Here is a 20,706-nt window from a genome sequence, read left to right on the forward strand (position 1 = left end):
GAGGGGTGGTACGCGGCGGGCGTGTGGGGGTGCGAGGTGGTGGGGCTGGACCGGGGCGGGCGCGATTCTGCAGGTTCGCGCTGGTGGGGTGGCGCGGTCCTCCGGGCTGACGGTTGGGGGGTGCCGCCACATGCCCCTGGGGGTGGTGCCTGGGGGCGCCATTTTGTGGTTTGGCGCCATTCGGGTTGCGTGGCGCTCACTCGGTCTGGCGGCTGGGATGCCCCCGGGCGTCCCTGGCACGGCACCAGTTGGTGGGGAAAGCGGGACGTTGGTGGGGTGGCGCGATTTATTTGAATTAGCGCTATTCGGGTTCCGTGGCGCTTACCCGACTTGGCGGCCGGGGGTGCAACTCCGCGCCCGTCGGAGGTCGCGCCGGTAGGCGCCCGTGCCCCTGCCCGTGCCCGTGCCCGTGCCTCTGCCGGTGCGGGATGCGATGAGGGGCGGGGAGGATGGAGGGGTGCCGTTCACGTTGAGCCATGTTGCTGCGGTCCTGCCGCTGATCGGGCGGGGGGACGGTGGGGTGTGGGTGGCGTCGGGGCTGGTGGCGGGGTCGATGGCGCCGGACGTGCCGTTCTTCGCGGACTCACTGCTGCCGGGCGTCTACCGGTACGGGGCCATCACGCACCGCTGGTGGGCCGTGCCGACCGTGGACGCGGGGATCGCCGCCGGGATGGTGGCGGCCTGGCACGGTCTGCTGCGCGAGCCGCTGGCCGGTCTGCTGCCGCTGCCGGCGGAGGAGCCGCTGCCGCGGGGTGCCGCGGGGGCCGGGACGTTCGTGCTGTCGGCGGCGGTCGGTGCTGCGAGCCATGTGCTCTGGGACTCGTTCACCCATCCCGGCCGGGCCGGGGTGCGGGCGTTCCCGGTGCTGGAGCGGCCGGTGGCGGCCGGGCTGCCGCTCTGCACGGTGCTGCAGTACGGGACGTCGCTGCTGGGCCTGGCCGTGCTGCGGGCCCGGGGGCGCCGGGCGGAGCTGCCGTCGGCGCCGCAGCCGCACCCCACCGCCGCGGTGGGCCTGGTGGCGGCCGCGGCGGTGGGGGCGGTGCACCGGCTGGCCCGGCGGCAGCGTTCGCTGGTTCCGGAGTTCTGCTTCGGGGCGGGGGCCGGTCTGGCGGTCGGGGCGACGGTGTACGCGGTGCTCGCCGCGGACCGCGGCCGGGTGCCGTCCGTCGGGACGGCACCCGGGGCGGTGCCACAGCGCGTCGGGCGGTGCGTCAGACCGAGCGCAGCCGGGCGTAGGCGCGCAGGAAGAGCGCCTCGGTGAGGGCCATCCGCTCCAGCTCCTCGGGGTCGACGCTCTCGTTCACCGCGTGGATCTGGGTGGTGGGCTCCTCCACGCCGATCAGGACGATCTCCGCCTGCGGGTAGAGGGTGCGCAGGGTGTTGCAGAGCGGGATCGAGCCGCCCTCGCCGGAGGTGACCATCGGGCGGCCGAACGCCTCCTGCATGGCCTCGCCCATCGCCTCGTAGGCGGGCCCGGAGGTGTCGGCGCTGAACGCCTCGCCCCCGCTGAGCACCGTGACGGTGGCCTGCGCGCCCCACGGGACCGCCGCCTCCAGGTGGGCGACGAGCGCCTGCTGGGCGCCCTTGAGTTCCATGCCCGGCGGGATGCGCAGGCTGACCAGGGCCTTGGCGGCGGCCTGGACGGAGGAGGTGGCGCCGATCACCGGCGGGGCGTCGATGCCGAGGACGGTGACCGAGGGGCGGGCCCACAGCCGGTCGGCGACGGTGCCGGTGCCGGTCAGCCCGACGCCGTCGAGGACCTTGGCGTCCGCCCGGAACTGCGCCTCGTCGTACTGGACGCCCGGCCAGACCTGGTCGGCCGTCAGGCCGGTCACGGCGACGTCGCCGTGCTCGTCGTGCAGGGTGCCGAGCAGCCTGACCATGGCCTGCAGGGCGTCCGGGGCGGCGCCGCCGAAGGCGCCGGAGTGCAGGTTGCCGCCCAGCGTGGTGAGGGCGACCTCGACCACCGTCATGCCGCGCAGGCTGGCGGTGACGGTGGGCAGGCCGGGGGCGAAGTTGCCGGTGTCGCCGATGACGATCACGTCCGCGGTGAGCAGTTCGGGGTGGGCCTCGGCGTAGCGCTCCAGGCCGCCGGTGCCCTGCTCCTCGGAGCCCTCGACGATGACCTTGAGGCCGACCGGCAGGCCGCCGTCGACCTCGCGCAGCGCCCGCAGTGCGGTGAGGTGCATGAGGATGTTGCCCTTGCAGTCGGCGGCGCCGCGGCCGTACCAGCGGCCGTCACGCTCCGTCAGCTCGAAGGGCGGGCTGAGCCAGGCGCTCTCGTCGAGCGGCGGCTGGACGTCGTAGTGCGAGTACAGCAGTACGGTCGGGGCGCCGGCCGGGCCGGGCAGTTCGGCGTAGACGGACTGCGTGCCGTCGGGGGTGTCCAGCAGCCGCACGCCGGTGAGTCCCTCGGCGGCGAGCGCGTCGGCGACCCAGCGGGCGGCCTTCTCGCACTCCTCGACCGGGAACTGCCGGGGGTCGGCGACGGACGGGAACGCGACCAGCTCGGCCAGGTCGGCCTTGGCGCGCGGCATCAGGGATCGGACTGCCGCCGCCAGGTGCTGCTGGGTCATCAGGTGTCTCCTGTTGACGAGGTGCGGGTGATTTGTCCGATCATAGGTCGGCACCTCGCCGTGACCCGAGTCATCCCTGGTCGCGGCGGTGGCGGACGGGTCTAGGATGCGATCGTGACTGACACCGGTAGCTCCCTCGACCCGCACTCCGACGAGCACGAGGCCGTCGGGAACGAGGCCGTTCCCGACGCCTCCGGCCAGACCGCCGTGGACCCCGAGGCCACCGGGCCCGACCCGCTCGGCGGCGTCTGGGACGTGGTCGTCGTCGGTGCCGGCCCGGCCGGCTCCTCGGCCGCGTACGCCGCAGCGACCCAGGGCCGCCGGGTGCTGCTCCTCGACAAGGCGGAGCACCCCCGCTACAAGACCTGCGGCGGCGGCATCATCGGCCCCTCCCGGGACACCCTGCCGCCCGACTTCAAGCTGCCGCTGCAGGACCGCGTCCACGCCGTCACCTTCGCGCTCGGCGGTCGCTTCACCCGGACCCGGCGCTCCAAGCGCATGCTGTTCGGCCTGGTCAACCGGGACGAGTTCGACCTGCGCCTGGTGCAGGCCGCCGAGCAGGCCGGCGCGGTGCTGGTCACCGGCGTGACCGCGACCGGCGTCGAGCAGGACGGCGACGGCCGCACGGTGTTCGTCACCACGGCCGACGGCCGCCGGATCGAGGCCCGCGCGGTGGTCGGCGCCGACGGCTCGGCCAGCCGGATCGGCCGCCACGTCGGCGTCTCCTTCGACCAGATCGACCTCGGCCTGGAGGCGGAGATCCCGGTGCCGGAGGAGGTCTCCCGGGCCTGGGCCGGCCGGATCCACCTGGACTGGGGCCCGCTGCCCGGCTCGTACGGCTGGGTGTTCCCGAAGACCGACTCGGGCACGCTGACCGTCGGCGTCATCTCGGCACGCGGTGACGGCGAGCGCACCAAGCAGTACCTCGCGGACTACATCCGGCAGTTGGGCCTCTCCGGCTTCGAGCCGAGCATCGAGTCCGGGCACCTGACGCGCTGCCGCGCCGAGGACTCGCCGCTCTCCCGCGGGCGGGTGCTGGTGGCCGGCGACGCCGCCGGACTGCTGGAGCCGTGGACCCGCGAGGGCATCTCGTACGCCCTGCGGTCCGGCCGGCTGGCCGGCGAGTGGGCGGTGAAGCTCGCCGAGGCCGAGGGCAACGCGGACGTGCGGCGGCAGGCGCTCAACTACGCCTTCGCGATCAAGGCGGGGCTGGGCGTGGAGATGCGGGCCGGCAAGGTGATGCTCGGTGCCTTCGAGCGCCGGCCGCACCTGTTCCACGCGGCGGTCTGCCTGGTGAACCCCGCGTGGCGGGCCTTCGCCCGGACCACGCAGGGGCACACGACGTTCGCGCAGGTGATGCGGGAGCACCGCGCCGCGCGGAAGCTGGCGTCGGTCGCCGGGCGGTGAGGACCGAGGGCGCGGGGAACTGACGCACACCCGGGTGGGCCGTCATTCGGACGGCGCCCGCATCCGGGTTGCGCAGTTCCCCGCGCCCCTGGGTCGGTGGCCGGGCTACTGCTTGAGGCCGGTGTCGAGGGCGGTGATCAGGGTGCCGGAGGGGGTGTCGCCGGACATCTCCCAGATCATCGCGCCGAGCAGGCCCTTGGACTTCAGCCAGGCGGTCTTCCTGCCGATCGACCAGGGGTCGTCGAAGGTCCACCACTGGCCGCCGGCGCCGGCGCCGGTGTAGCCGTAGGTGGAGACGGACTGTTCGTCGTGGCGGACCGTCAGGTTGGGCACGCTCGCGAGCAGGTTGTTGTACCCGCGGGTGCCGGCCTCCTCGGCGAACTGACCGGGGGCCGCGCCGCCCGCCGCCTGCCACTCGCCGTTGGCCCCGCCGTCGGTCACGTTCTGCCAGCCGCGGCCGTAGAAGGGCAGGCCGATGGTGAGCTTGCGCGGGTTGACCCCGGCGTCCAGGTAGGTCTGGACGGCCGACTCCACCGAGAAGTGGAAGCCGTACGGGTCCTGGGCGTCGGTGTAGAGGTTGGCCTGGTGGCCGGTGCGGTTCGGCTCCCAGGAGTTGTCGCTGCCGGCGCCGTGGAAGTCGTAGCCCTGGACGTTGGCGATGTCGAGGGACTGGAAGATCTTCGAGAGGTCCCAGCCCTGGGAGATCTTGGCGGGGTCGGCCGGGGTGAAGGCGGTGAGCAGCCGGTGCGGGCCGCCGAGGGCGTCCAGCTGGGTGCGGAACTCGGCGAGCAGCGCCGTCAGGTTGGTCCTGTCGTTCGCCGACCAGTGGTTGCCGGCGTGGCCGTCGGGGGAGCCGGGCCACTCCCAGTCGAGGTCGATGCCGTCGAAGATCCCGGCGGCGGCGCCGGGGCCGCCCGCGCCGTTGTAGAGCGGCAGGTTGCCCTTGATCCAGAGGTCGATGCAGGAGGAGACGAGCTTCTTGCGGGAGGCGTCGGTGGCGGCGGCGTCGGAGAAGTACTTGGAGTAGGTCCAGCCGCCGAGCGAGACCACGACCTTGAGGTTCGGGTACTTGGCCTTGAGCTTCTTCAGCTGGTTGAGGTTGCCGCGCAGCGGGGCCCAGCCGTCGTCGGCGACCCCGTCGACGGACTGCGCGGCGCTGAACGGGCGGGAGTAGTCGGCGTCCGCGTCGCCCGCGTTGGTGCCCTGGTCCGGGTCCTGCGGGTCGGCGGTGGTGCCCTTGGTGACTCCGGACAGGCAGGTCAGGTTGACCGGGTCGATGTTCTCGAAGGCGTAGTTGATCACGTCGAGCTTGGCGGCGCTGCCCGAGGTGTCGAGGTTCTTCACGAAGTACTGGCGGCCGTAGATGCCCCACTGGGTGAAGTAGCCGACCCGGGCGTACTTGCCGGTGCCGACCAGGTCCGCGGTGGTGACGTTCAGTGCCGGGCTGGCCGGTGAGGCGTTGTCGGCCGCGTCCCGCGCGCGGACGGTGAAGCCGTACGCGGTGGCTGGGGAGAGGCCGGTGACGGTGGCGGCGGTGCCGGTGACGGTCTGCGCGAGCGTGCCGTCGCGGTACACGTCGTAGGCGGCGACCCGCTGGTTGTCGGTGGCGGCCGTCCAGGCCAGCGCGACGCTGCTGGAGGTGACGGCGGTGGTGTGCAGGGCGGCCGGCGCGGTCGGCGGCACGGTGTCGCTCGCCGGGTCGACCGTCCGGGCGGTCACCGCGGGGCTGAGCGGGCCGGTGTTGCCGCGGCTGTCCTTGGCGCGCACGGTGAGCCCGTACGCCGTCGCCGGGGTGAGGCCGGTCAGGGTCGCCGAGGTGGTCGCGGAGGTGCCGAGCACGGTCGAGCCGTTCAGCACCTCGTACGAGGCGACCGGGAAGTCCCCGGCGCCGGCGGCGTGCCAGCTCAGGGCGACCGTGTGCGCGGTCGTGTCGGTGACCTGCGGGGTGCCGGGCGCGCCGGGCGGCACGTCGGCGCTGCCGTCGCACTTGTCGCCGTTGATCCGGCAGCCGGTGGGCGTGCCGATCGGGCCGTTGGCGACGAACCAGAAGCTGTACGGCTCGGTGGTGGCGTGCGGTTGCACGGTGCCGTTGTAGTAGGCGTTGACGGCGGTGACGTGCCGGCCGGTGACGGTGGCCTGGCCGTTGTAGCTGCTGGAGACCGTCACCCCGGCGGGCAGGTCGAACTCCAGGGTCCAGCCGGTGACGGCGGTGGCGTTGTCGTTGCGGACGACGAAGGTGCCCTTCCACCACGAGCCGTTGTCGGCCGTGGTGAAGCTCGCGGTGAGGCGGCCGGCGGCGTGCGCCGGGACCGCGGCGAGCAGGGCGAGCGGCAGTGCGAGCACGGCGAGCAGGGCGGTGGTACGGGCCCTGGCGCGCCGTGGCGGCCGGTCGTGCATGGTGGTCTCCCTGTCTGGTGTGGGGGTGCCGTACAGGGGTGCCGGGAAGCCGTCGACGACTGTAGGTGGTATGGACCAATGCGGTCAACGGTGCCGTCAGGACTCGAAGTTGACGATCGGTCGGACGACCTGCCGGAGCAGCTCGTCGGCGAGCGGGCTGCGCGCGTACAGCACCACCCGGCCGTGCCGGGCCCGGCTCACCAGGCGGGTCTCGGAGAGCACGGCCAGGTGCTGGCTGACCGCACCCGGGGTGACGCCGAGCCGTCGGGCCAGCTCGGTGGTGCTGGTCGGCTCGTCCAGCATGGTCAGCAGCCGTGCCTTGGGCGCCCCGACCAGCTGCTCCAGGGCCCGCCGGGTGGGCGGTGGTGCGGCCGGGCCGGCCATCGTCCGCTGCCCGCGCGCCGGGTAGTTGATCGCCGGTGGATGGTCGTCGCTGATGCTGGTGATGGCGCCGCGGGCGAAGAACGTCGGGGTGAACACCAGGCCGCGGCCGCCCACGGCGATGTCGGTGTCGCCGTCGCCCCAGTCCCGGCGGATCGTCAGCACGCCGTCCTGCCAGAGCAGCCGCGGGTCCAGGTCCTCGAAGAGCGCCGCCGCGCCGCGCTCCGCCAGCACCCGGGAGCGGTGCACGATGTCCGCGTACAGCACCGACCGGGCCCGCGGCCACCACTGCGGTGCCAGGCAGTGCGTCCAGTAGGTCTCCAGCGCGTCGGCGATCCGGGCGATCAGCCCGGCCGGATCGGCCAGCCCGTCCGCCAGCGGCGGCGGCAGCCGCCGGTCGTGCGGCAGGAAGGTCCGCTCCAGCTCGCCGCGCAGCCGGTCCGGCGCGAGCGCCCGGACGGCGGCCAGCTCGGCCGGGAACTCGGGGAAGGGCGTGTTCGGGCGCGGGGTCAGGAAGTCCGGCACATAGCGGTTGGTCGCGACCAGCGAGCGGAGCAGCGGCGCGCAGTCCAGCTGCTCGAACACCGGCCGGATCCCCTCGAAGACCGGCGTCTGGTGGACGTACGTCCCCGGGTGCGTCCACATCCGCAGGCTGAGCACCGTCTCCTGCATCGGTGAACAGGCGAAGGACGCCGCCGCGAGGTCCTCCAGGCCGAGCCGGAAACGGTGCACGTGATCCCCCATTCGTCAGCCCCGGGCTAAATCAATACCGGTGACTGATCCGCATGCGGTGCGATGATGCCATGACCACGACCTCCACGGGGGCGCCCACGGCGTCCCGGGCATCCTCACGCCTGTTGCACCCCGATCCGACGGTCCGCAGGCTCGCCTCCATCACCCTGGTGAACACGCTCGGCAACGGCCTCTTCATGACCCTGGGCGCGCTGTACTTCACCCGGATGCTCGGCCTCCCCGCCGCTCAGGTCGGCATCGGCCTCACCGCGGCGGGCCTGTGCGGCGTCCTGATCGGCGTCCCGGCCGGGCGCGCCGCGGACCGCTGGGGGACCAAGCCCGTGCTGCTCGCCCTGGTCGGCGGGGAAGCCGTCGGCACCGCCTGCTACCCGCTGGTGTCCGGCTTCACCGCCTTCGTGCTGCTCGCCTGCGCCGTCACCGCGACCGACCGAGGCAGCGCGACCGTCCGCAACGCCCTGTACGCCGAGGTGCTGCCGCCCGACCGCCGGGTCGCCGGCCGCGCCTACCTCCGCGTCGTCACCAACGTCGGCATCGGCGTCGGCACCGGGATCGCCGCGCTCGTCCTCGTCGCCGACACCCGCGGCGCGTACACCGCCGCGATCCTCGCCGACGTCGCCACCTTCGCCGCCGTCTTCGCGATGTACGCGCTGCTGCCCACCCCGCAGGCCGGGCCGCGCGGCACCGCGGACGAGGCCGGGCCGCGGACCGGCTCCGCCCTGCGCAACCTGCCCTACCTCGTCGTCGCCGGACTGAGCGGCGTGCTCGGCCTGCAGTTCGCCATGATCGAGGTCGGCGTGCCGCTGTGGATCGTCGACCGCACCGAGGCACCGCGGGTCCTCGTCGCCTGCACGCTCGTCGTCAACACGATCCTCGTCGTCGCGCTCCAGGTGCGGGCCACCCGCGGCACCGAGGAGCCGACCGCCGCCGCCCGGATCTTCCGCCGCGGCGGAGTGCTCGTCGCGCTCTCCTGCGCGGCCTTCGCCCTCGCCGGCGGGCTGCCCGCGTGGGCCGCGGTGCTGGTGCTGCTCGCCGGAGCGGCGCTGCAGGCCCTCGGCGAGGTGCTCGGCCAGGCCGCCGGCTGGGCCCTCGGCTACGACCTCGCGGAGGAGGGCGCGCACGGCGAGTACCAGGGCGTCTTCAACACCGGGTTCTCCGCGGCGATGATGCTCGGCCCCGTCCTGATCACCACCGCGGTCATCGGCCACGGCACCCTCGGCTGGGCCGCCCTCGCCGGGCTCTTCGCCGCGGCCAGCGCAGCGATGGTCCCGGCGGTGGGGTGGGCACTGCGCTGCAAGGCCGCGACGGCGGCCTGAGACGCGGGTGCATCCTTCCCGCTAGCGGACGACGTCGGGGATCGGGCGGGCGTAGGAACGGTCGGCGGGGGTGACGGCGGTGGTGGGGCCGGCTGCGCGGAGGACGACGTCGAGGACGTGGTCGGGGTCGCAGGCGTAGCCGCCGCTCGCCCAGGCCGGGTTGGCCTCGACCACGGCCCAGGTGCCGTCGGCGAGGCGGCCGACGTCGACCACGACGGCGCTCGGCAGGCCGCCGGCGGCCAGCGCGTCGGCGGCGAAGGCGAGCACCTCGGGTCCGACCTCCGGGGAGACGGCCAGGCTGCCGTCCACGGCGTACCGGCTCGCCGTCCGCACCGCGCCGTCCAGCACGAAGAGCCGGTACTCCTCGGCGAACGCCACCACGTCGCTGATCTGCACGAGGGTGTCGTCGTCGAGGGCGTCCGGGCCGGGCAGTCCGCTGCCGTCCGGGTAGACCCGGGCCGGGAAGAGCTTGTCGACCGGCGGCTTGAGGAAGGCCGGGCGCCGCAGCCGGCGGGCCTCGGCCAGGGTCGTGCACTCCACCCGGCGGCCGAGCAGCTCGGCGGGCAGCGTGGCCAGCCAGTCGGCCGGCGGCTCCAGCGGGGCGACGTCCAGCGCCCCGGCGGCCACGTCGGCGAACAGCGGTCCGCCGTACAGGTGGGCGGGCCGCAGGCCGGCGAGCTCGTCCGGGACCTCCCAGCGCACGGCCGTGTGCGCCCGCAGCCCGCGGAGGCGGGCGCGGGTGAGCAACTGCAGACCGGTCTCGTTGATCCGGGGAGCGAGCAGGAGGAGCGTCATGGGCCCTCATGCTGGCCCGGCCGGACCCGTCCCGGCCAGCGGATTTCCCGGGTCGTACTGGCCGACCGGACGGTCGGCGTGCCAGAGTCCTCCCGAGCGCGTCCGACCCACCCTCAGCCGGAAAGCAGGCCATCCACGATGACCAGCGAGAGCCCTCTCGTCCGCATCACCACCGCCGATGCGGTGACGACCCTCGAACTCGACTCCCCGCACAACCGCAACGCCCTCTCCACCCGCCTGATGGCGGAACTGGTGAAGGGTCTGACCGAGGCCGCGGCCGACCCGGCCGTCCGGGCGGTGGTGCTCGGCCACACCGGCAAGGTGTTCTGCGCCGGCGCCGACCTCTCCGAGGCCACCGGCAGCGACCCGACGGTCGGCCCGCGCGGCCTGGTCGACATCCAGCGGGCGATCGTCGACTGCCCCAAGCCGGTGATCGCCGCGATCGACGGGCACGCCCGCGCGGGCGGCCTCGGCCTGCTCGGCGCGGCGGACATCGCGATCGCCGGCCCCGCCTCGACCTTCGCCTTCACCGAGGTGCGCCTCGGCCTCGCGCCCGCGGTGATCTCGCTGCCGCTGCGCCCCAAGCTGGACCCGCGGGCCGCTTCCCGCTACTACCTGACGGGTGAGACCTTCGGCCCGGCCGAGGCCGCCCGGATCGGCCTGATCACCGAGGCCGCCGACGACGTCGCCGGTGCGCTGAAGGTGCTGCTGGACGCCGTCCGGCAGGGTTCGCCGCAGGGCCTCGCCGAGTCCAAGCGGCTGGCGAACGCGGCCGTGGTGGACTCCTTCGAGCGGGACGCCGACGAGCGGGTCGCGCAGTCCGCGCGGCTGTTCGGCTCGGAGGAGGCGCAGCAGGGCATGCGGGCCTTCCTGGAGCGCCGCCCGGCCCCCTGGGCCCAGTAGCCGGCAGGGGGCCGGGCCGCGGCAGGACGGTCGTCAGCTCCAGTTGACGGCGGCGCCCGTCCGCCACAGGTCCAGCACCGAGCGGTCGCCGGAGACGTCCGCGGCGTCCGCCCCGCGGCGGTTCCACAGCAGCAGGTAGAGGTCGTGCGCGGGGCCGCTGACGGTGCAGTCGGCGGGCCCGGCGCCCGGCCGGACCTGTGGCTGCTCCTGACCGATCGTCACCAGCCAGCTCTCCGGGGCGTCGGTGGGCCGGACGGCGAGGGTGCGCGGCGACTCGCTGCGCAGCCGGGACTTCGGCCGGGGCACGAAGCCGGTCAGCAGCTCGGCCAGGCCGTCCGCCGCGACGGCCGGGGCGACCGGGCTCGCGGCGGTGCCGGCGGCGGCCTCCGCGTCGACCCGGTGCACGGTGGTCTCGTGCAGCTGGCGGCGGGCCCAGAAGGCGAGCGGCGAGGGTGCCGGCAGGAAGCTCCAGCACTCCAGGCCGGCGGGGGCGGACCGCAGGACGGTCACCAGGTCGGCGTGCCCGGTGCGGAACCACTCCACCAGGTCCGCGTCGGCGGGCGCCGGACCCCAGGCGGCCTCCTGGCCCGCCTCGTCCAGGGGCCGGGTCAGGCCGCCCTTGACGTGGGCGGCGGCCCAGCGGTGCACCTGTCCGGTGTGCAGCAGCAGGTCGCGCAGCCGCCAGTCCGGGCAGGTGGGCACGGGCGCGTCCAGCGGCGTCCCGGCGGCGGTGTCGGCCAGCAGCGCGCCCTCGTGGCGCAGGACGTCGACGAGTTCGGGAATCTCCATGGCGCGAGTCTGCCAGGCCCCGTCCCGGCCCGGTGTGATGTTGATCGCCCGGGCACCTCGCCGGGGGTGCCCGCCCGCTACGGTGATCGCATGCCGACCGCCCGTACCCTCCTCGCCGCCGCCCGTCTCCGGGGCCGCCGCGCCGCCGGCCACGTCGTGCACCGGGCGTGGAAGTGGGTGCAGGAGACCGGGGCGGTCACCAACCGCGCCCCCGGCCCGTACCGGTTCGGCGAGCTCGGGGACGGCACCAAGCTGGCCTTCCCGCTCGGCGCGGTCTTCAACGAGCAGTGGATCACCATCGGGCCGTTCTCGATCATCGGCGAGCGGGTCACCATCTCCGCCGGCTTCCTGCCCGGCCTGGACCTCGGCCCCGAGCCCATCGTCCGGATCGGCGGCGGCTGCGTCATCGGCCGCGGCAGCCACATCGTCGGCCACCAGTCGATCGTCCTCGGCGACGACGTGTGGACCGGCCCGAACGTCTACATCACCGACCAGGCCCACGAGTACCGCGACACCGACCTGCCGATCGGCAAGCAGTGGCCGCGCAACGAGCCGGTGGAGATCGGCGCGGGCTCGTGGATCGGCACCGGCGCGGTGATCCTGCCCGGCTCCCGGATCGGCCGCAACGTGGTGGTCGCCGCCGGTGCGGTCGTCCGCGGCGACGTCCCCGACCACAGCGTGGTCGCCGGTGCGCCCGCCAAGGTCGTCCGCAGCTGGTCCGCCGACGAGGGCTGGCAGCCGCCGCTGCGCCACGACGCGCCGCAGCCGATCCCGGACGGCGTCACCGCCGAGCAGCTGCGCGCCCTGGTCGGCTGGGACCTGCGGATCCCCGGCCAGGCCGGGCCCGCCGACGAGAGCCCCGCCCGCGCCGACGAGACCACCGCTCGCGCCGCCGAGTGACCCGGCCGCGCAGCCGAGGGACCCGGCCCGGCCGGGCCGCCCGTGTTCGGTGGGTTGACCGCGATGTTCAGGGGCTGACCGCGAGGACCAGGTAGGCGGCCAGCACCGCCAGGTGCACCGCGCCCTGCAGCGGCGTCGCCCGGCGCGGGATCACGGTCAACGTCCCGACCGCGACGGTGAGCGCCAGCAGCACCATGTGCGAGGCGCCGAGACCGAGGACGAGCGGACCGCTGAGCCAGAGCGAGGCGACCGCCACCGAGGGCACCGTCAGCCCGATGGACGCCAGCGAGGAGCCGAGCGCCAGGTTGAGGCTGGTCTGCACCCGGTTGCCCGCCGCGGCGCGCAGCGCGGCGATCGTCTCCGGCAGCAGCACCAGCAGCGCGATCACCACGCCGACCACCGAGGCCGGCAGGCCCGCGTCGGCGACCGCCGACTCGATGGTGGGGGAGACCCCCTTGGCCAGGCCGACCACCGAGACCAGCGCGACCGCGAGCATGCCGAGGCTGACCCGGGCGGACCGGCGGCTCGGCAGTTCGCCGTGGTCGTCCTCGTCCAGCAGCTCGCCCTCGGCACCGACCGGCAGGAAGTACTCGCGGTGGCGCAGCGTCTGGGTGGTGACGAACAGTCCGTACAGGCCGAGCGAGGCGATCCCGGCGAAGGTCAGCTGCGCGGTGTTGAACTGAGGTCCGGGCGTGCTGGTGGTGAAGGTCGGCAGCACCAGGCTCAGGGTGGCGAGCGTGGCGATGGTGGCGAACGCGGCGCCGGTGCCCTCGGCGTTGAAGACCGCGACCCGGTGCTTCAGCGCCGTCAGCAGGATCGACAGGCCGAGCACCCCGTTGCAGGTGATCATGACGGCGGCGAAGACGGTGTCCCGGGCGAGGGTGGCGTTCTTGACGGGGGCGTCCACCATCAGCGTCACGATCAGCGCCACCTCGATGACGGTCACCGCGACGGCCAGCACCAGCGAGCCGAAGGGCTCGCCCGCCCGGTGGGCGATCACCTCGGCGTGGTGCACGGCGGCCAGCACGGCCCCGGCCAGGAACAGCGCCACCACGGCGACCACCGGGCCGGGCAGCGACCGCCCCCAGGTCAGGATCAGCATCACCAGCGCCAGTACCGGCACCGCGACGGTCCACTGGACGAGGCCCCGGCGGATCAGGTCGATCATCCGTCGAGCTTCCCACCCCGGCCGCGCGCCGCCGCGGCAGCGCCGCCGGGGTGTCGGGAGTTCGCCTCGACCGGAGGAGGCGTCAGGCCCCCGCGCCGGCCGCGGCCCAGGCGTCCGTCACCAGCCGGTCCAGCGCCGACCGTTCCGGGCGCCAGCCGAGCTCCCGCCCGATCCGGCTGCAGTCCGACACCAGCCGCGGCGACTCCGGCAGCGCCGGCCGCCGCCGCACCGGCACCGGACGCCCGGTCAGCCGCTCCACCGCCGCGACGACCTCCCGCATGCTCGCCGGCGTCGCCCCCACGTTGTAGACCCGGCAGCCGCCGTGCGCCGCCGCCTCCTCCCGCGCGTCCAGCGCCTGCAGGTACGCCTCGGCGACGTCGTCCACGTGCACGAAGTCCCGCACCACGCTGCCGTCCCCGTTCAGCTCCAGGTACGGGTGCCGCCCGGCCGCCACCGCCAGCGCCCGCGGCAGGATCCGGGCCTCGTCCACGTCCCCGGCGCCGGCCGCGTTGAAGCAGCGCAGCACCACCGCGAGGACCTCGCCCGCCGCCGCGCGGCCCGCGAGCTCCCGCTCGGCCGCCAGCTTGGACTCGCCGTACGGACTGCCCGGCGCCGGCTCCGCCGACTCGTCGATCGGCTGCCGCTCCGGCGCGCCGTACACCGCCGCCGTCGAACCGAACACCACCAGCGGCCGGACACCGGCGCGGCCGGGCCCGTCCCGCAGCGCGTCCAGCAGGGCGACCGTGCCGCCGAGGTTGACCGCGCGGTGCGCCTGCGGGTCCACCACCGACTCCCGGCCGCGGGTGAGCGCCGCCAGGTGGCAGACCGCGTCCACCCCGGCCACCGCGGGCGCCAGCGCCGCCGAGTCCCGGACGTCCGCCCGGACCACCTCCCGGACGGGCAGCCCGCCGGCGTCCGTGCGACTGCTGCTCAGCGCCCGCACCTCGTGCCCGGCCGCGGCCAACCGCCGCACCACCGCCTGCCCGACGAACCCGAACGCGCCCGTCACCAGGACCTTCACGACCTACCCCCGAGCATCCGAAAACCCATTGCGCCCAGAGCGCCATGCTGCCACGATCACCGCCATGACGACCCGAAAGGCCGGCCCCGCGAAGTCCCGGTGACCGCGATGGCCCCGCCGATCCCCGCGCACATCGACCGTCTGCCCCGCCCCGAACGCGCCGCCGCGCTGGCCGGCCACGGCCGGGCCCTCACCACCGACCGGTACCTGCGGCTGCACGCCGCCCTGGACGCCGGCGACCACGACGACCGGCACACCGCGCTCTTCCTCGCCGTCGTCCGCCGCGACCTCGACCGGGTCACCGCGGCCCTCACCGACCCGCTGCTCGCCCACCGCGCGCTCGCCGCCGCCGGGCGCCTCCCCGTCCCCGACGGGGCCCTCGCCGAGCTCACCCGCACCGCACCCCGCGAACTGAGGCACGACCTCTACCGGCTGCTGCGCCGCTCCCGGCGGCACGCCCTCGCCGAACGGCTGCTCCCGGAGGTCCGCGACCGCCACGACGCCCGCGAGGCCGCCCGGCTGCTGCCCGCCTGCACCCCCGCCGCCGTCGACCACTGGCTGCCGCTGCTCGCGGTGCCCGACGGCGTGCTGCAGTCGCTCGCCCGCACCGCACCCCGGGCCGTCGCCCGCCTGCTCGCCACGGAGGCCGCGGCCGACCCGCCCGGCCCGCGGCTCCCGCAGCGGCTGCGCGAACGCCTCGCCGGCGTCGCCGCCCGCGACCGGGCCGCCGCCGAGCACCTGCTCACCACCGCCCCCGACGTCCTGCCGCCCGACGCCGTACTCCGGCTGCTCGACCGGCCCGGCCCGGTGCTCGCCGCGATCCGCTCCGGCGCCGTCACCCGGCTGCGGACGCCGGCCGGCCCGCTGCCCGCCGCGGCCGAACGGGCCGCCCGCGCCCTGCCCCCCGAGGACCTGCGCATCCTCGCCGACACCTGCCGTCCCCGGCCCGCCCGGGCGCTGTTCCACGCGGAGGCCTGGGGCCCCGAGCCCTACCTGCGCCTGCTCGACCCCGACACCCGTCTCCGGGTCGCCCGTGAACGCCTCGCCGCCCGGCCGAACACCCGGCGCCCCGACGTCACCACCCTGCTCAGCCTCGACGCGCCCGAGCGGGCCGACCTCCTCGCCCCCGCCCTGGCGCGCACCGCCGACAGCCCGTACGTGCAGGCCGGCCTGCTCGCGCTGCTGCCCTTCGACCGGGCCGAGGAAGGCCTCACCGCCCTGGCCGGCCACCACCGGCACACCACCCGGATGACGGGCCGCACCGGCCTGCTGCGCGCCGCGGCCCAGCAGGACGCGCCGACCTGGGGCCGCGTCCTGCGTAGCATCGAACGCGCCTGGCACGACCACCCCGAGGCGCGCGCAGCGGTGCTCGCCGAAGCCGCCCGCACCCCCGAACACCTGCTGGCCGCCGTCCCCGAACAGGTCCTGCGGGACGCCGTCCTCACCACCGCCCAGGCCCGGGACACCACCGTCGGATGCCTGAGCGCCGCCGACACCTGGCTCCGCCGCACCCTGCGCCGGGCCGGCGCCGACGGCGACACCGACCGCGCCGCCGTCCTGCTCGTCCTCGCCGTCCACCTGCGCGAACACCCCCGCTGGACGGCACCCGCCGACCCGCTCGGCCTCTCCCCGGCCCGGGCCGACGCCGTCTGGAGCCGACTGCTCCGCACCCCCGGCTTCGAACGCCCCGAACGCCTGCTCACCGCCGCCGAACTGCTCCCGCCGCTCACCGCCGTCGACGCCCTGCTGGAACGGCTGGTGACCGGCGACCACCCGCCCGCGCTGCTCGCCCGCGCCGCCCGGCTCTGGCTGCGCGCCCCCGCCGCCCCCGCCGCCCCCGCCGCCCCCGCCGCCCCCGGCGTCCGCGAGCGGCGCTGCGCCGCCCTGGTGGCGGCCGACCCCGGCTGGGCCCGGGTGGACGAGGTGTTCGCCGTCCTCGCCCGGCGACGTACCGACCTGCTGCCCGGCGTCCTCGCCGCCGGCCGGACGCACCCCGGAGGACGGTTCGGCGACGGTGACGGCGACGGCCGCTGGCTGCCGGTGCTGCCCGCCGGCGCCGACCGGCGGGTCCGGGCCGCACACACCGCGCTGGTCGGCCCGGTCGCCGCCGACGAGGGCGCACCGCTCGCCGTCCGGGCCGCGGCCGCCGCCGTCCTCACCGACCCCGACCGGCTCGCCGACCTCGCCGAGCGCGCCCCGCAGCCGGTCGCGGCCGCCGCCCTGCTCCGGCTGGCCGACCGCGCCGAACCGTCGGCCGCACTGCCCGTCCTGCTCACCCACCTCGGCGGGGGCGTCCGCGGCCGGGCCGCCGTCCAGGGCGTCCGCCGCCTGCTCGGGCGGCTCCCCGAGGCCGACGGGACCGGGCTGCTGACGGACCTGCTGACCCGGCCGGGGCTCGCCGTCGGCGTCGGCAAGGAGCTCGCCCGCGCACTCGCCGACCTCCCCGACCGGCCCGCCGCCGACCTCGCCCTGCGCGTCTGGGACGTCCCCGGCCTGCACCGGGACGTCCGGGCCGTCCTCGCGGCCGGTCTCACCCGCCACCTCGACCGCCCCGGCGTCGCGCCGCGCCTGGCCGCCGCCCTCGACGAGGCGGCGGTCCGCGAGGCCGTCCTCGGCATCCCGCACCTGCGGCTCCCGGACGGCTGCCGGGCACCCTTCGACGGGCTGCTGCTCACCGCGATCCGGGACGGCGGCGCCACCGCAGCGGTGCACGCGCTCACCGTCCGCCGGACGCGCGGGCCGCTCGACGAGGACACCGCCCGGGCCGTCGTCGGGCGGCTGCGGCGCCCCGACGAACCGGAGGAGGTCCGGCGCTCCGCCGTCGCGCTCTTCGCCGGGCGGGCGACCGACCCCGCCGTCGCCACCTGGTGGCCGCACCTGGTCGAACGGCTGGCCGCCGAGGCCCGGCACGACCCGCGGCAGCGCCACCGCCTCGCCGACCTGGCCGGCCAGCATTCCGCCGTCGCGGTGGCGCCGGTGCTGTTCGACCCGCTCGTCCCGGCCCTGCTGGCCGCCGGCCTGCCCGGCCGTGCCGCCGCGGCCGCCCTCGGCGCGGCCCTCGGCGCCCTCCTCGCCGGGGACGTGGCGCCGGACCGCTGGGACGCCCTGCTCGACCTCACCCGGGACCGGCCGCACCGGCTCCCGGAACCGGCCTTCCCCGGTGCACTCCGACCGGACCCCGCGCTGCTGCACCAGGTCGTCGAGCGGCTGCGCGCCGACGGCGGCACGGCGGCCGGGTTGCTCGGCGTCCGCCTGTTGACCGCCCACCACGAATGGACGGACTCCGCGGGCCTCCCGGCGGCGCTCGCCCCCTGGCAGCAGCACCCCGACCCGGACGTCGCCGAGGAGGCCCTGCTCGCCGCCGACTGACGGCGGGTGGCGTCCCCGGGGAGGCCGGGGCCGGTCGGCCGGTTCGCGGGCGGGGGGAGTACCCCGCTCGCAGCGCGCGTGCGGCGAAGGGCCGGCCCTCCCGGGGTGGGAGGGCCGGCCCTTCGGGGTGTGCCGGGTGGAGCGGTGGGTGCGGTCGGGCGTGGTCGGGCGGTGGTTCGGCGCGGTCAGGCGGTGCGCTGCGGGCGGCCGACGGTCACGGCGAGCAGGCCGGCCAGGGCGGCCGCCGCGGCGACACTGGTCAGGGCGAACGGCAGGCCGACGGCGTCGGCCAGGAAGCCGATGACCGGCGGGCCGATCAGCATGCCCGCGTAGCCGAGGGCGGAGGCGGTGGCCACGCCCTGCGGGCCGCCCGTGGCGCCGGCCCGGCCGATGGCCAGCGGGAAGATGTTCGCCAGGCCGATGCCGACCAGGACGAAGCCGCCGAGGGCCGCGGGCACCGACGGGACGAGTGCCGCGATCAGCATGCCGACGGCCGCGGTCAGGCCGCCGAACAGCATCACCCTGGTCGCGCCGAGCCTGATGGACAGCCAGGTGCCGCTGACCCGCCCCGCGGTCATCGCGAAGGCGAAGGCGGCGTAGCCGGCGGCGGCCAGGCCGGCGCCCGCGTGGACGTCGTCGGTCAGGTGCAGGGTCGCCCAGTCCGCGAGGGCGCCCTCGCCGTAGGCGGTGCACAGGGCGGTGAGGCCGAGCAGGACGACCAGCAGGCGCGCGTGCCGGGGCGCCGCCGCCGTCCGGGGAGTCCCGGCCGCGGGGGAGGCGGCGGGGGCGGGCCCGTCGCCGTCCGGGTCGCGCAGCAGGACCGCACCGGCGGCCGCGGTGACGAGCAGGCCGAGCACGCCGCCGAGGGCGAGCGCCCAGGCCGTGCTGAGGGTGCCCGCGAGCAGCCCGCCGACCGCGGCGCCGAGCAGGCCTCCCAGGCTGTACCCGGCGTGGAAGCTCGGCATCACGGGACGCCGGAGCCGGGCGACCAGGTCGACGGCGGCGCTGTTCATGCTGACGTTGGCGGCACCGTACCCGGCACCGAAGAGCAGCAGGACGGCGCCGAGCGCGGCCACCGAGTGGGTGTGCGCCGGCAGCGGCACGGCGAGGCTCAGCAGGGCGACCGAGCCGACGGTGACGCGGCGGCTGCCGTACCGCAGGCAGAGCCGGCCGACCAGGGCCATGGTGGCGACCGCGCCGGCCGAGATGCAGAGCAGGGCGAGGCCGAGTGCGCTGTGCGAGGCGTGCACCTGGGCGCGCACGTCAGGGATGCGCACCACCCAGGCGGCGAACAGGAAGCCGTCCACCGCGAAGAAGGCGGTGAGGGCGAGCCGGGCGGCGGACCAGGTGCGCGGGGCACGGGTCACGGTGGCGGCGGCTCGGGGGCCGGCGGAGGGATCGGTGACGGTGTCGGCGGCGGAGGACCGGGCTTCTGTTTTGTTCAGTAGCGGCACAAAGTCAGAATAGAGGAGTGCCGACCTCACCCACAAGTGCCCAGCCGCCGACCGAGCCGCAGCGCGGACCCGCGCCGGACGCCAGTGCCCCCCGTCCCCCGGAAGACGTCCACGGGCGACACGGAGCCGTATCCGGAACGCGCGGCCCGGCGTCCGACGAAGGACGCGGCCCCGCGGTCGCCGCAGGACGCAGCGCTGCCGTCGCCGGGGGGCGCGGTGCCGCAGCCGCAGAGGGTCGCGGTGCCGCCGAGCACCGCCGCCCGGCGCCGGACCGCGGCCGCAGCCTGCTGGGCCCCGCGCTCGAACTCGTCCACACCGGTCGGGCGCCGACCCGGTCCGCGCTCACCGGCGCCCTCGACGTCACCCGGGCCACCGCGGGCGCGGTCACCGGCGAACTGGAGGCGCTCGGGCTGATCACCGTCGACTCCCGGCCGGCCGGCGGCGGCCGCGGCCGCCCCTCGCACCGCCTCGCCGTCAACCCGGCCGGGCCGGTCGTCGTGGCGACGCAGATCCACGCGGACAGCCTGAGCGTGGCGCTCGCGGGCCTCGGCGGCCGCCTGGAGGAGGTCCGCTACCTGCCGCTGCCGGACGCCACCGACCCGGTACGGATGCTGCGTGCCGTCGCCGAGGCCGGTGCCGAACTCGCCCGCGCCACCACCCGCCGCTGCCTGGGCGCCGGCCTCGCCCTGCCGAACCCGGTCACCGAACCCGACGGCACCGCGCTCGCCGCCCTCCACTTCGCCTGGCCCAGCGGCACCCCGGTGGCCGACCTGTTCGCCCAGGAGGTGCAGCGCGCCGACTTCGGCCCGCGCGCCCGCAGCCCACTGCCCGCCGCCGTCGCCAACGACGCCAACCTCGCCGCCCTCGCCGAGCACCGCCACGGCGCCGGCCGCGACGCCCGCCACCTGCTGCTGGTCACCTCCGGCCACCGCGGCGTCGGCGGCGCCCTGGTGATCGACGGCCGGCTGCACACCGGCAGTGCCGGGCTCGCCCTGGAGGTCGGCCACCTGACCGTCGACCCGCAGGGGCGGCCGTGCGTCTGCGGCAACCGCGGCTGCCTCAACGCGGAGACCGACCCGGAGGCGCTGTTCGTCGCCGCCGGCCGCACCCCCGACCCCGGCGGCCCGATCCTCGACCAGGCCCGCCGGCTCGCCCGCTCGGCCGCCGACGACCCCGGCGCCGCGGACGCCGTCGCCCACGTCGTCGACCGCCTCGGACTCGGCCTCGCCGGGCTGGTCAACATCCTCAACCCGGACCGGATCGTGCTCAGCGGCCTCCACCTCGACCTGCTTGCCGCGGCACCCGAACGGCTCGCCGCGGTGGTCGCCGACCGCTGCCTGTGGGGTCGCAGCGGACGCGTCCCGATCGTTCCCGCACAGGTCGACCACGCGGGCCTCGCCGGCGCCGCCGAACTCGCCTGGCAGCCCTACCTCCACGACCCGCAGGCGGTCTACGCCGGCCGCGGCTGACAGGGCCCCGG

The 20,706-nt window shown here is 76.2% G+C and carries 15 protein-coding genes; 7 read left to right on the forward strand and 8 right to left on the reverse strand.

Annotated features, from left to right (window positions below; all coding sequences use genetic code 11):
• Positions 1–433: 433 nt before the first annotated feature.
• Positions 434–1,261 carry a DUF4184 family protein gene (locus IE98_RS0122575; RefSeq protein ID WP_030271665.1) on the forward strand — a complete coding sequence of 276 codons (828 nt, stop codon included), beginning with the start codon at positions 434–436 and terminating at the stop codon, positions 1,259–1,261.
• On the opposite strand, the gene IE98_RS0122580 is transcribed toward IE98_RS0122575, so the two are convergent.
• Positions 1,212–2,576 carry a dipeptidase gene (locus IE98_RS0122580; protein ID WP_030271668.1) on the reverse strand — a complete coding sequence of 455 codons (1,365 nt, stop codon included), beginning with the start codon at positions 2,574–2,576 and terminating at the stop codon, positions 1,212–1,214. The genes IE98_RS0122575 and IE98_RS0122580 overlap by 50 nt on opposite strands.
• Positions 2,577–2,783: 207 nt before the next feature.
• Between IE98_RS0122580 and IE98_RS0122585 the strand changes: the two genes are divergently transcribed.
• The gene (locus IE98_RS0122585; RefSeq protein ID WP_030271670.1) at positions 2,784–3,983 is read left to right on the forward strand and encodes a geranylgeranyl reductase family protein; all 1,200 of its coding nucleotides are present in this window, start codon (positions 2,784–2,786) and stop codon (positions 3,981–3,983) included.
• A gap of 105 nt (positions 3,984–4,088) precedes the next feature.
• Here the strand turns inward: IE98_RS0122585 and IE98_RS0122590 are convergent, their stop codons facing one another.
• Positions 4,089–6,380 carry a glycosyl hydrolase family 18 protein gene (locus IE98_RS0122590; RefSeq protein WP_030271672.1) on the reverse strand — a complete coding sequence of 764 codons (2,292 nt, stop codon included), beginning with the start codon at positions 6,378–6,380 and terminating at the stop codon, positions 4,089–4,091.
• Between the two features lie 96 nt (positions 6,381–6,476).
• Positions 6,477–7,493, reverse strand: coding sequence for an ArsR/SmtB family transcription factor (locus tag IE98_RS0122595; protein ID WP_199922948.1), 1,017 nt, complete (start codon positions 7,491–7,493; stop codon positions 6,477–6,479).
• 125 nt (positions 7,494–7,618) lie between these two features.
• Here IE98_RS0122595 and IE98_RS0122600 point away from each other — a divergent pair, with 125 nt between their 5' ends.
• Positions 7,619–8,827, forward strand: a complete 1,209-nt coding sequence (locus tag IE98_RS0122600; protein WP_030271675.1) for an MFS transporter — start codon at positions 7,619–7,621, stop codon at positions 8,825–8,827.
• 21 nt (positions 8,828–8,848) lie between these two features.
• Here IE98_RS0122600 and IE98_RS0122605 read toward each other — a convergent pair whose 3' ends face one another.
• The gene (locus tag IE98_RS0122605; protein WP_030271677.1) at positions 8,849–9,622 is read right to left on the reverse strand and encodes an ATP-grasp domain-containing protein; all 774 of its coding nucleotides are present in this window, start codon (positions 9,620–9,622) and stop codon (positions 8,849–8,851) included.
• Positions 9,623–9,760: 138 nt separating this feature from the next.
• Between IE98_RS0122605 and IE98_RS0122610 the strand changes: the two genes are divergently transcribed.
• Positions 9,761–10,525 carry an enoyl-CoA hydratase family protein gene (locus tag IE98_RS0122610; RefSeq protein ID WP_030271679.1) on the forward strand — a complete coding sequence of 255 codons (765 nt, stop codon included), beginning with the start codon at positions 9,761–9,763 and terminating at the stop codon, positions 10,523–10,525.
• A gap of 33 nt (positions 10,526–10,558) precedes the next feature.
• Here the strand turns inward: IE98_RS0122610 and IE98_RS0122615 are convergent, their stop codons facing one another.
• Positions 10,559–11,314, reverse strand: coding sequence for a maleylpyruvate isomerase family mycothiol-dependent enzyme (locus tag IE98_RS0122615; RefSeq protein WP_030271681.1), 756 nt, complete (start codon positions 11,312–11,314; stop codon positions 10,559–10,561).
• Positions 11,315–11,404: 90 nt separating this feature from the next.
• Between IE98_RS0122615 and IE98_RS0122620 the strand changes: the two genes are divergently transcribed.
• A complete protein-coding gene (locus IE98_RS0122620) occupies positions 11,405–12,214 on the forward strand; it encodes an acyltransferase (protein WP_043174839.1) in 810 nt (269 codons plus the stop codon).
• Between the two features lie 67 nt (positions 12,215–12,281).
• Here IE98_RS0122620 and IE98_RS0122625 read toward each other — a convergent pair whose 3' ends face one another.
• Positions 12,282–13,382 (reverse strand): calcium:proton antiporter, encoded by a 1,101-nt coding sequence (locus IE98_RS0122625; RefSeq protein ID WP_030271685.1) that lies wholly within the window; start codon positions 13,380–13,382, stop codon positions 12,282–12,284.
• Positions 13,383–13,464: 82 nt separating this feature from the next.
• Complete coding sequence (locus tag IE98_RS0122630; RefSeq protein ID WP_030271686.1) at positions 13,465–14,403, reverse strand: NAD-dependent epimerase/dehydratase family protein; 939 nt, start codon at positions 14,401–14,403, stop codon at positions 13,465–13,467.
• A gap of 99 nt (positions 14,404–14,502) precedes the next feature.
• Between IE98_RS0122630 and IE98_RS49320 the strand changes: the two genes are divergently transcribed.
• The gene (locus IE98_RS49320; protein ID WP_159401025.1) at positions 14,503–17,772 is read left to right on the forward strand and encodes a hypothetical protein; all 3,270 of its coding nucleotides are present in this window, start codon (positions 14,503–14,505) and stop codon (positions 17,770–17,772) included.
• A 185-nt stretch (positions 17,773–17,957) separates the two neighbouring features.
• On the opposite strand, the gene IE98_RS0122640 is transcribed toward IE98_RS49320, so the two are convergent.
• On the reverse strand, positions 17,958–19,226 hold the full coding sequence (locus IE98_RS0122640) for an MFS transporter (protein WP_063748987.1): 1,269 nt from the start codon (positions 19,224–19,226) through the stop codon (positions 17,958–17,960).
• 284 nt (positions 19,227–19,510) lie between these two features.
• On the opposite strand from IE98_RS0122640, the gene IE98_RS0122645 reads away from it, so the two are divergent.
• Positions 19,511–20,695: an ROK family protein gene (locus IE98_RS0122645; protein WP_043174854.1), complete on the forward strand. Its 1,185-nt coding sequence runs from the start codon at positions 19,511–19,513 to the stop codon at positions 20,693–20,695.
• The last annotated feature ends 11 nt before the right edge of the window (positions 20,696–20,706 follow it).

Source organism: Streptomyces sp. NRRL B-24484 (genome assembly GCF_000717715.1).
GTDB lineage: Bacteria > Actinomycetota > Actinomycetes > Streptomycetales > Streptomycetaceae > Kitasatospora.

What these genes read in the sequence shown, in the direction of transcription:
- IE98_RS0122575 (WP_030271665.1), top strand. Translation starts at nt 434, where the DNA reads ATGAGGGGCGGGGAGGATGGAGGGGTGCCGTTCACGTTGAGCCATGTT.
- IE98_RS0122580 (WP_030271668.1), bottom strand. Translation starts at nt 2,576, where the DNA reads ATGACCCAGCAGCACCTGGCGGCGGCAGTCCGATCCCTGATGCCGCGC.
- IE98_RS0122590 (WP_030271672.1), bottom strand. Translation starts at nt 6,380, where the DNA reads ATGCACGACCGGCCGCCACGGCGCGCCAGGGCCCGTACCACCGCCCTG.
- IE98_RS0122605 (WP_030271677.1), bottom strand. Translation starts at nt 9,622, where the DNA reads ATGACGCTCCTCCTGCTCGCTCCCCGGATCAACGAGACCGGTCTGCAG.
- IE98_RS0122610 (WP_030271679.1), top strand. Translation starts at nt 9,761, where the DNA reads ATGACCAGCGAGAGCCCTCTCGTCCGCATCACCACCGCCGATGCGGTG.
- IE98_RS0122615 (WP_030271681.1), bottom strand. Translation starts at nt 11,314, where the DNA reads ATGGAGATTCCCGAACTCGTCGACGTCCTGCGCCACGAGGGCGCGCTG.
- IE98_RS0122620 (WP_043174839.1), top strand. Translation starts at nt 11,405, where the DNA reads ATGCCGACCGCCCGTACCCTCCTCGCCGCCGCCCGTCTCCGGGGCCGC.
- IE98_RS0122625 (WP_030271685.1), bottom strand. Translation starts at nt 13,382, where the DNA reads ATGATCGACCTGATCCGCCGGGGCCTCGTCCAGTGGACCGTCGCGGTG.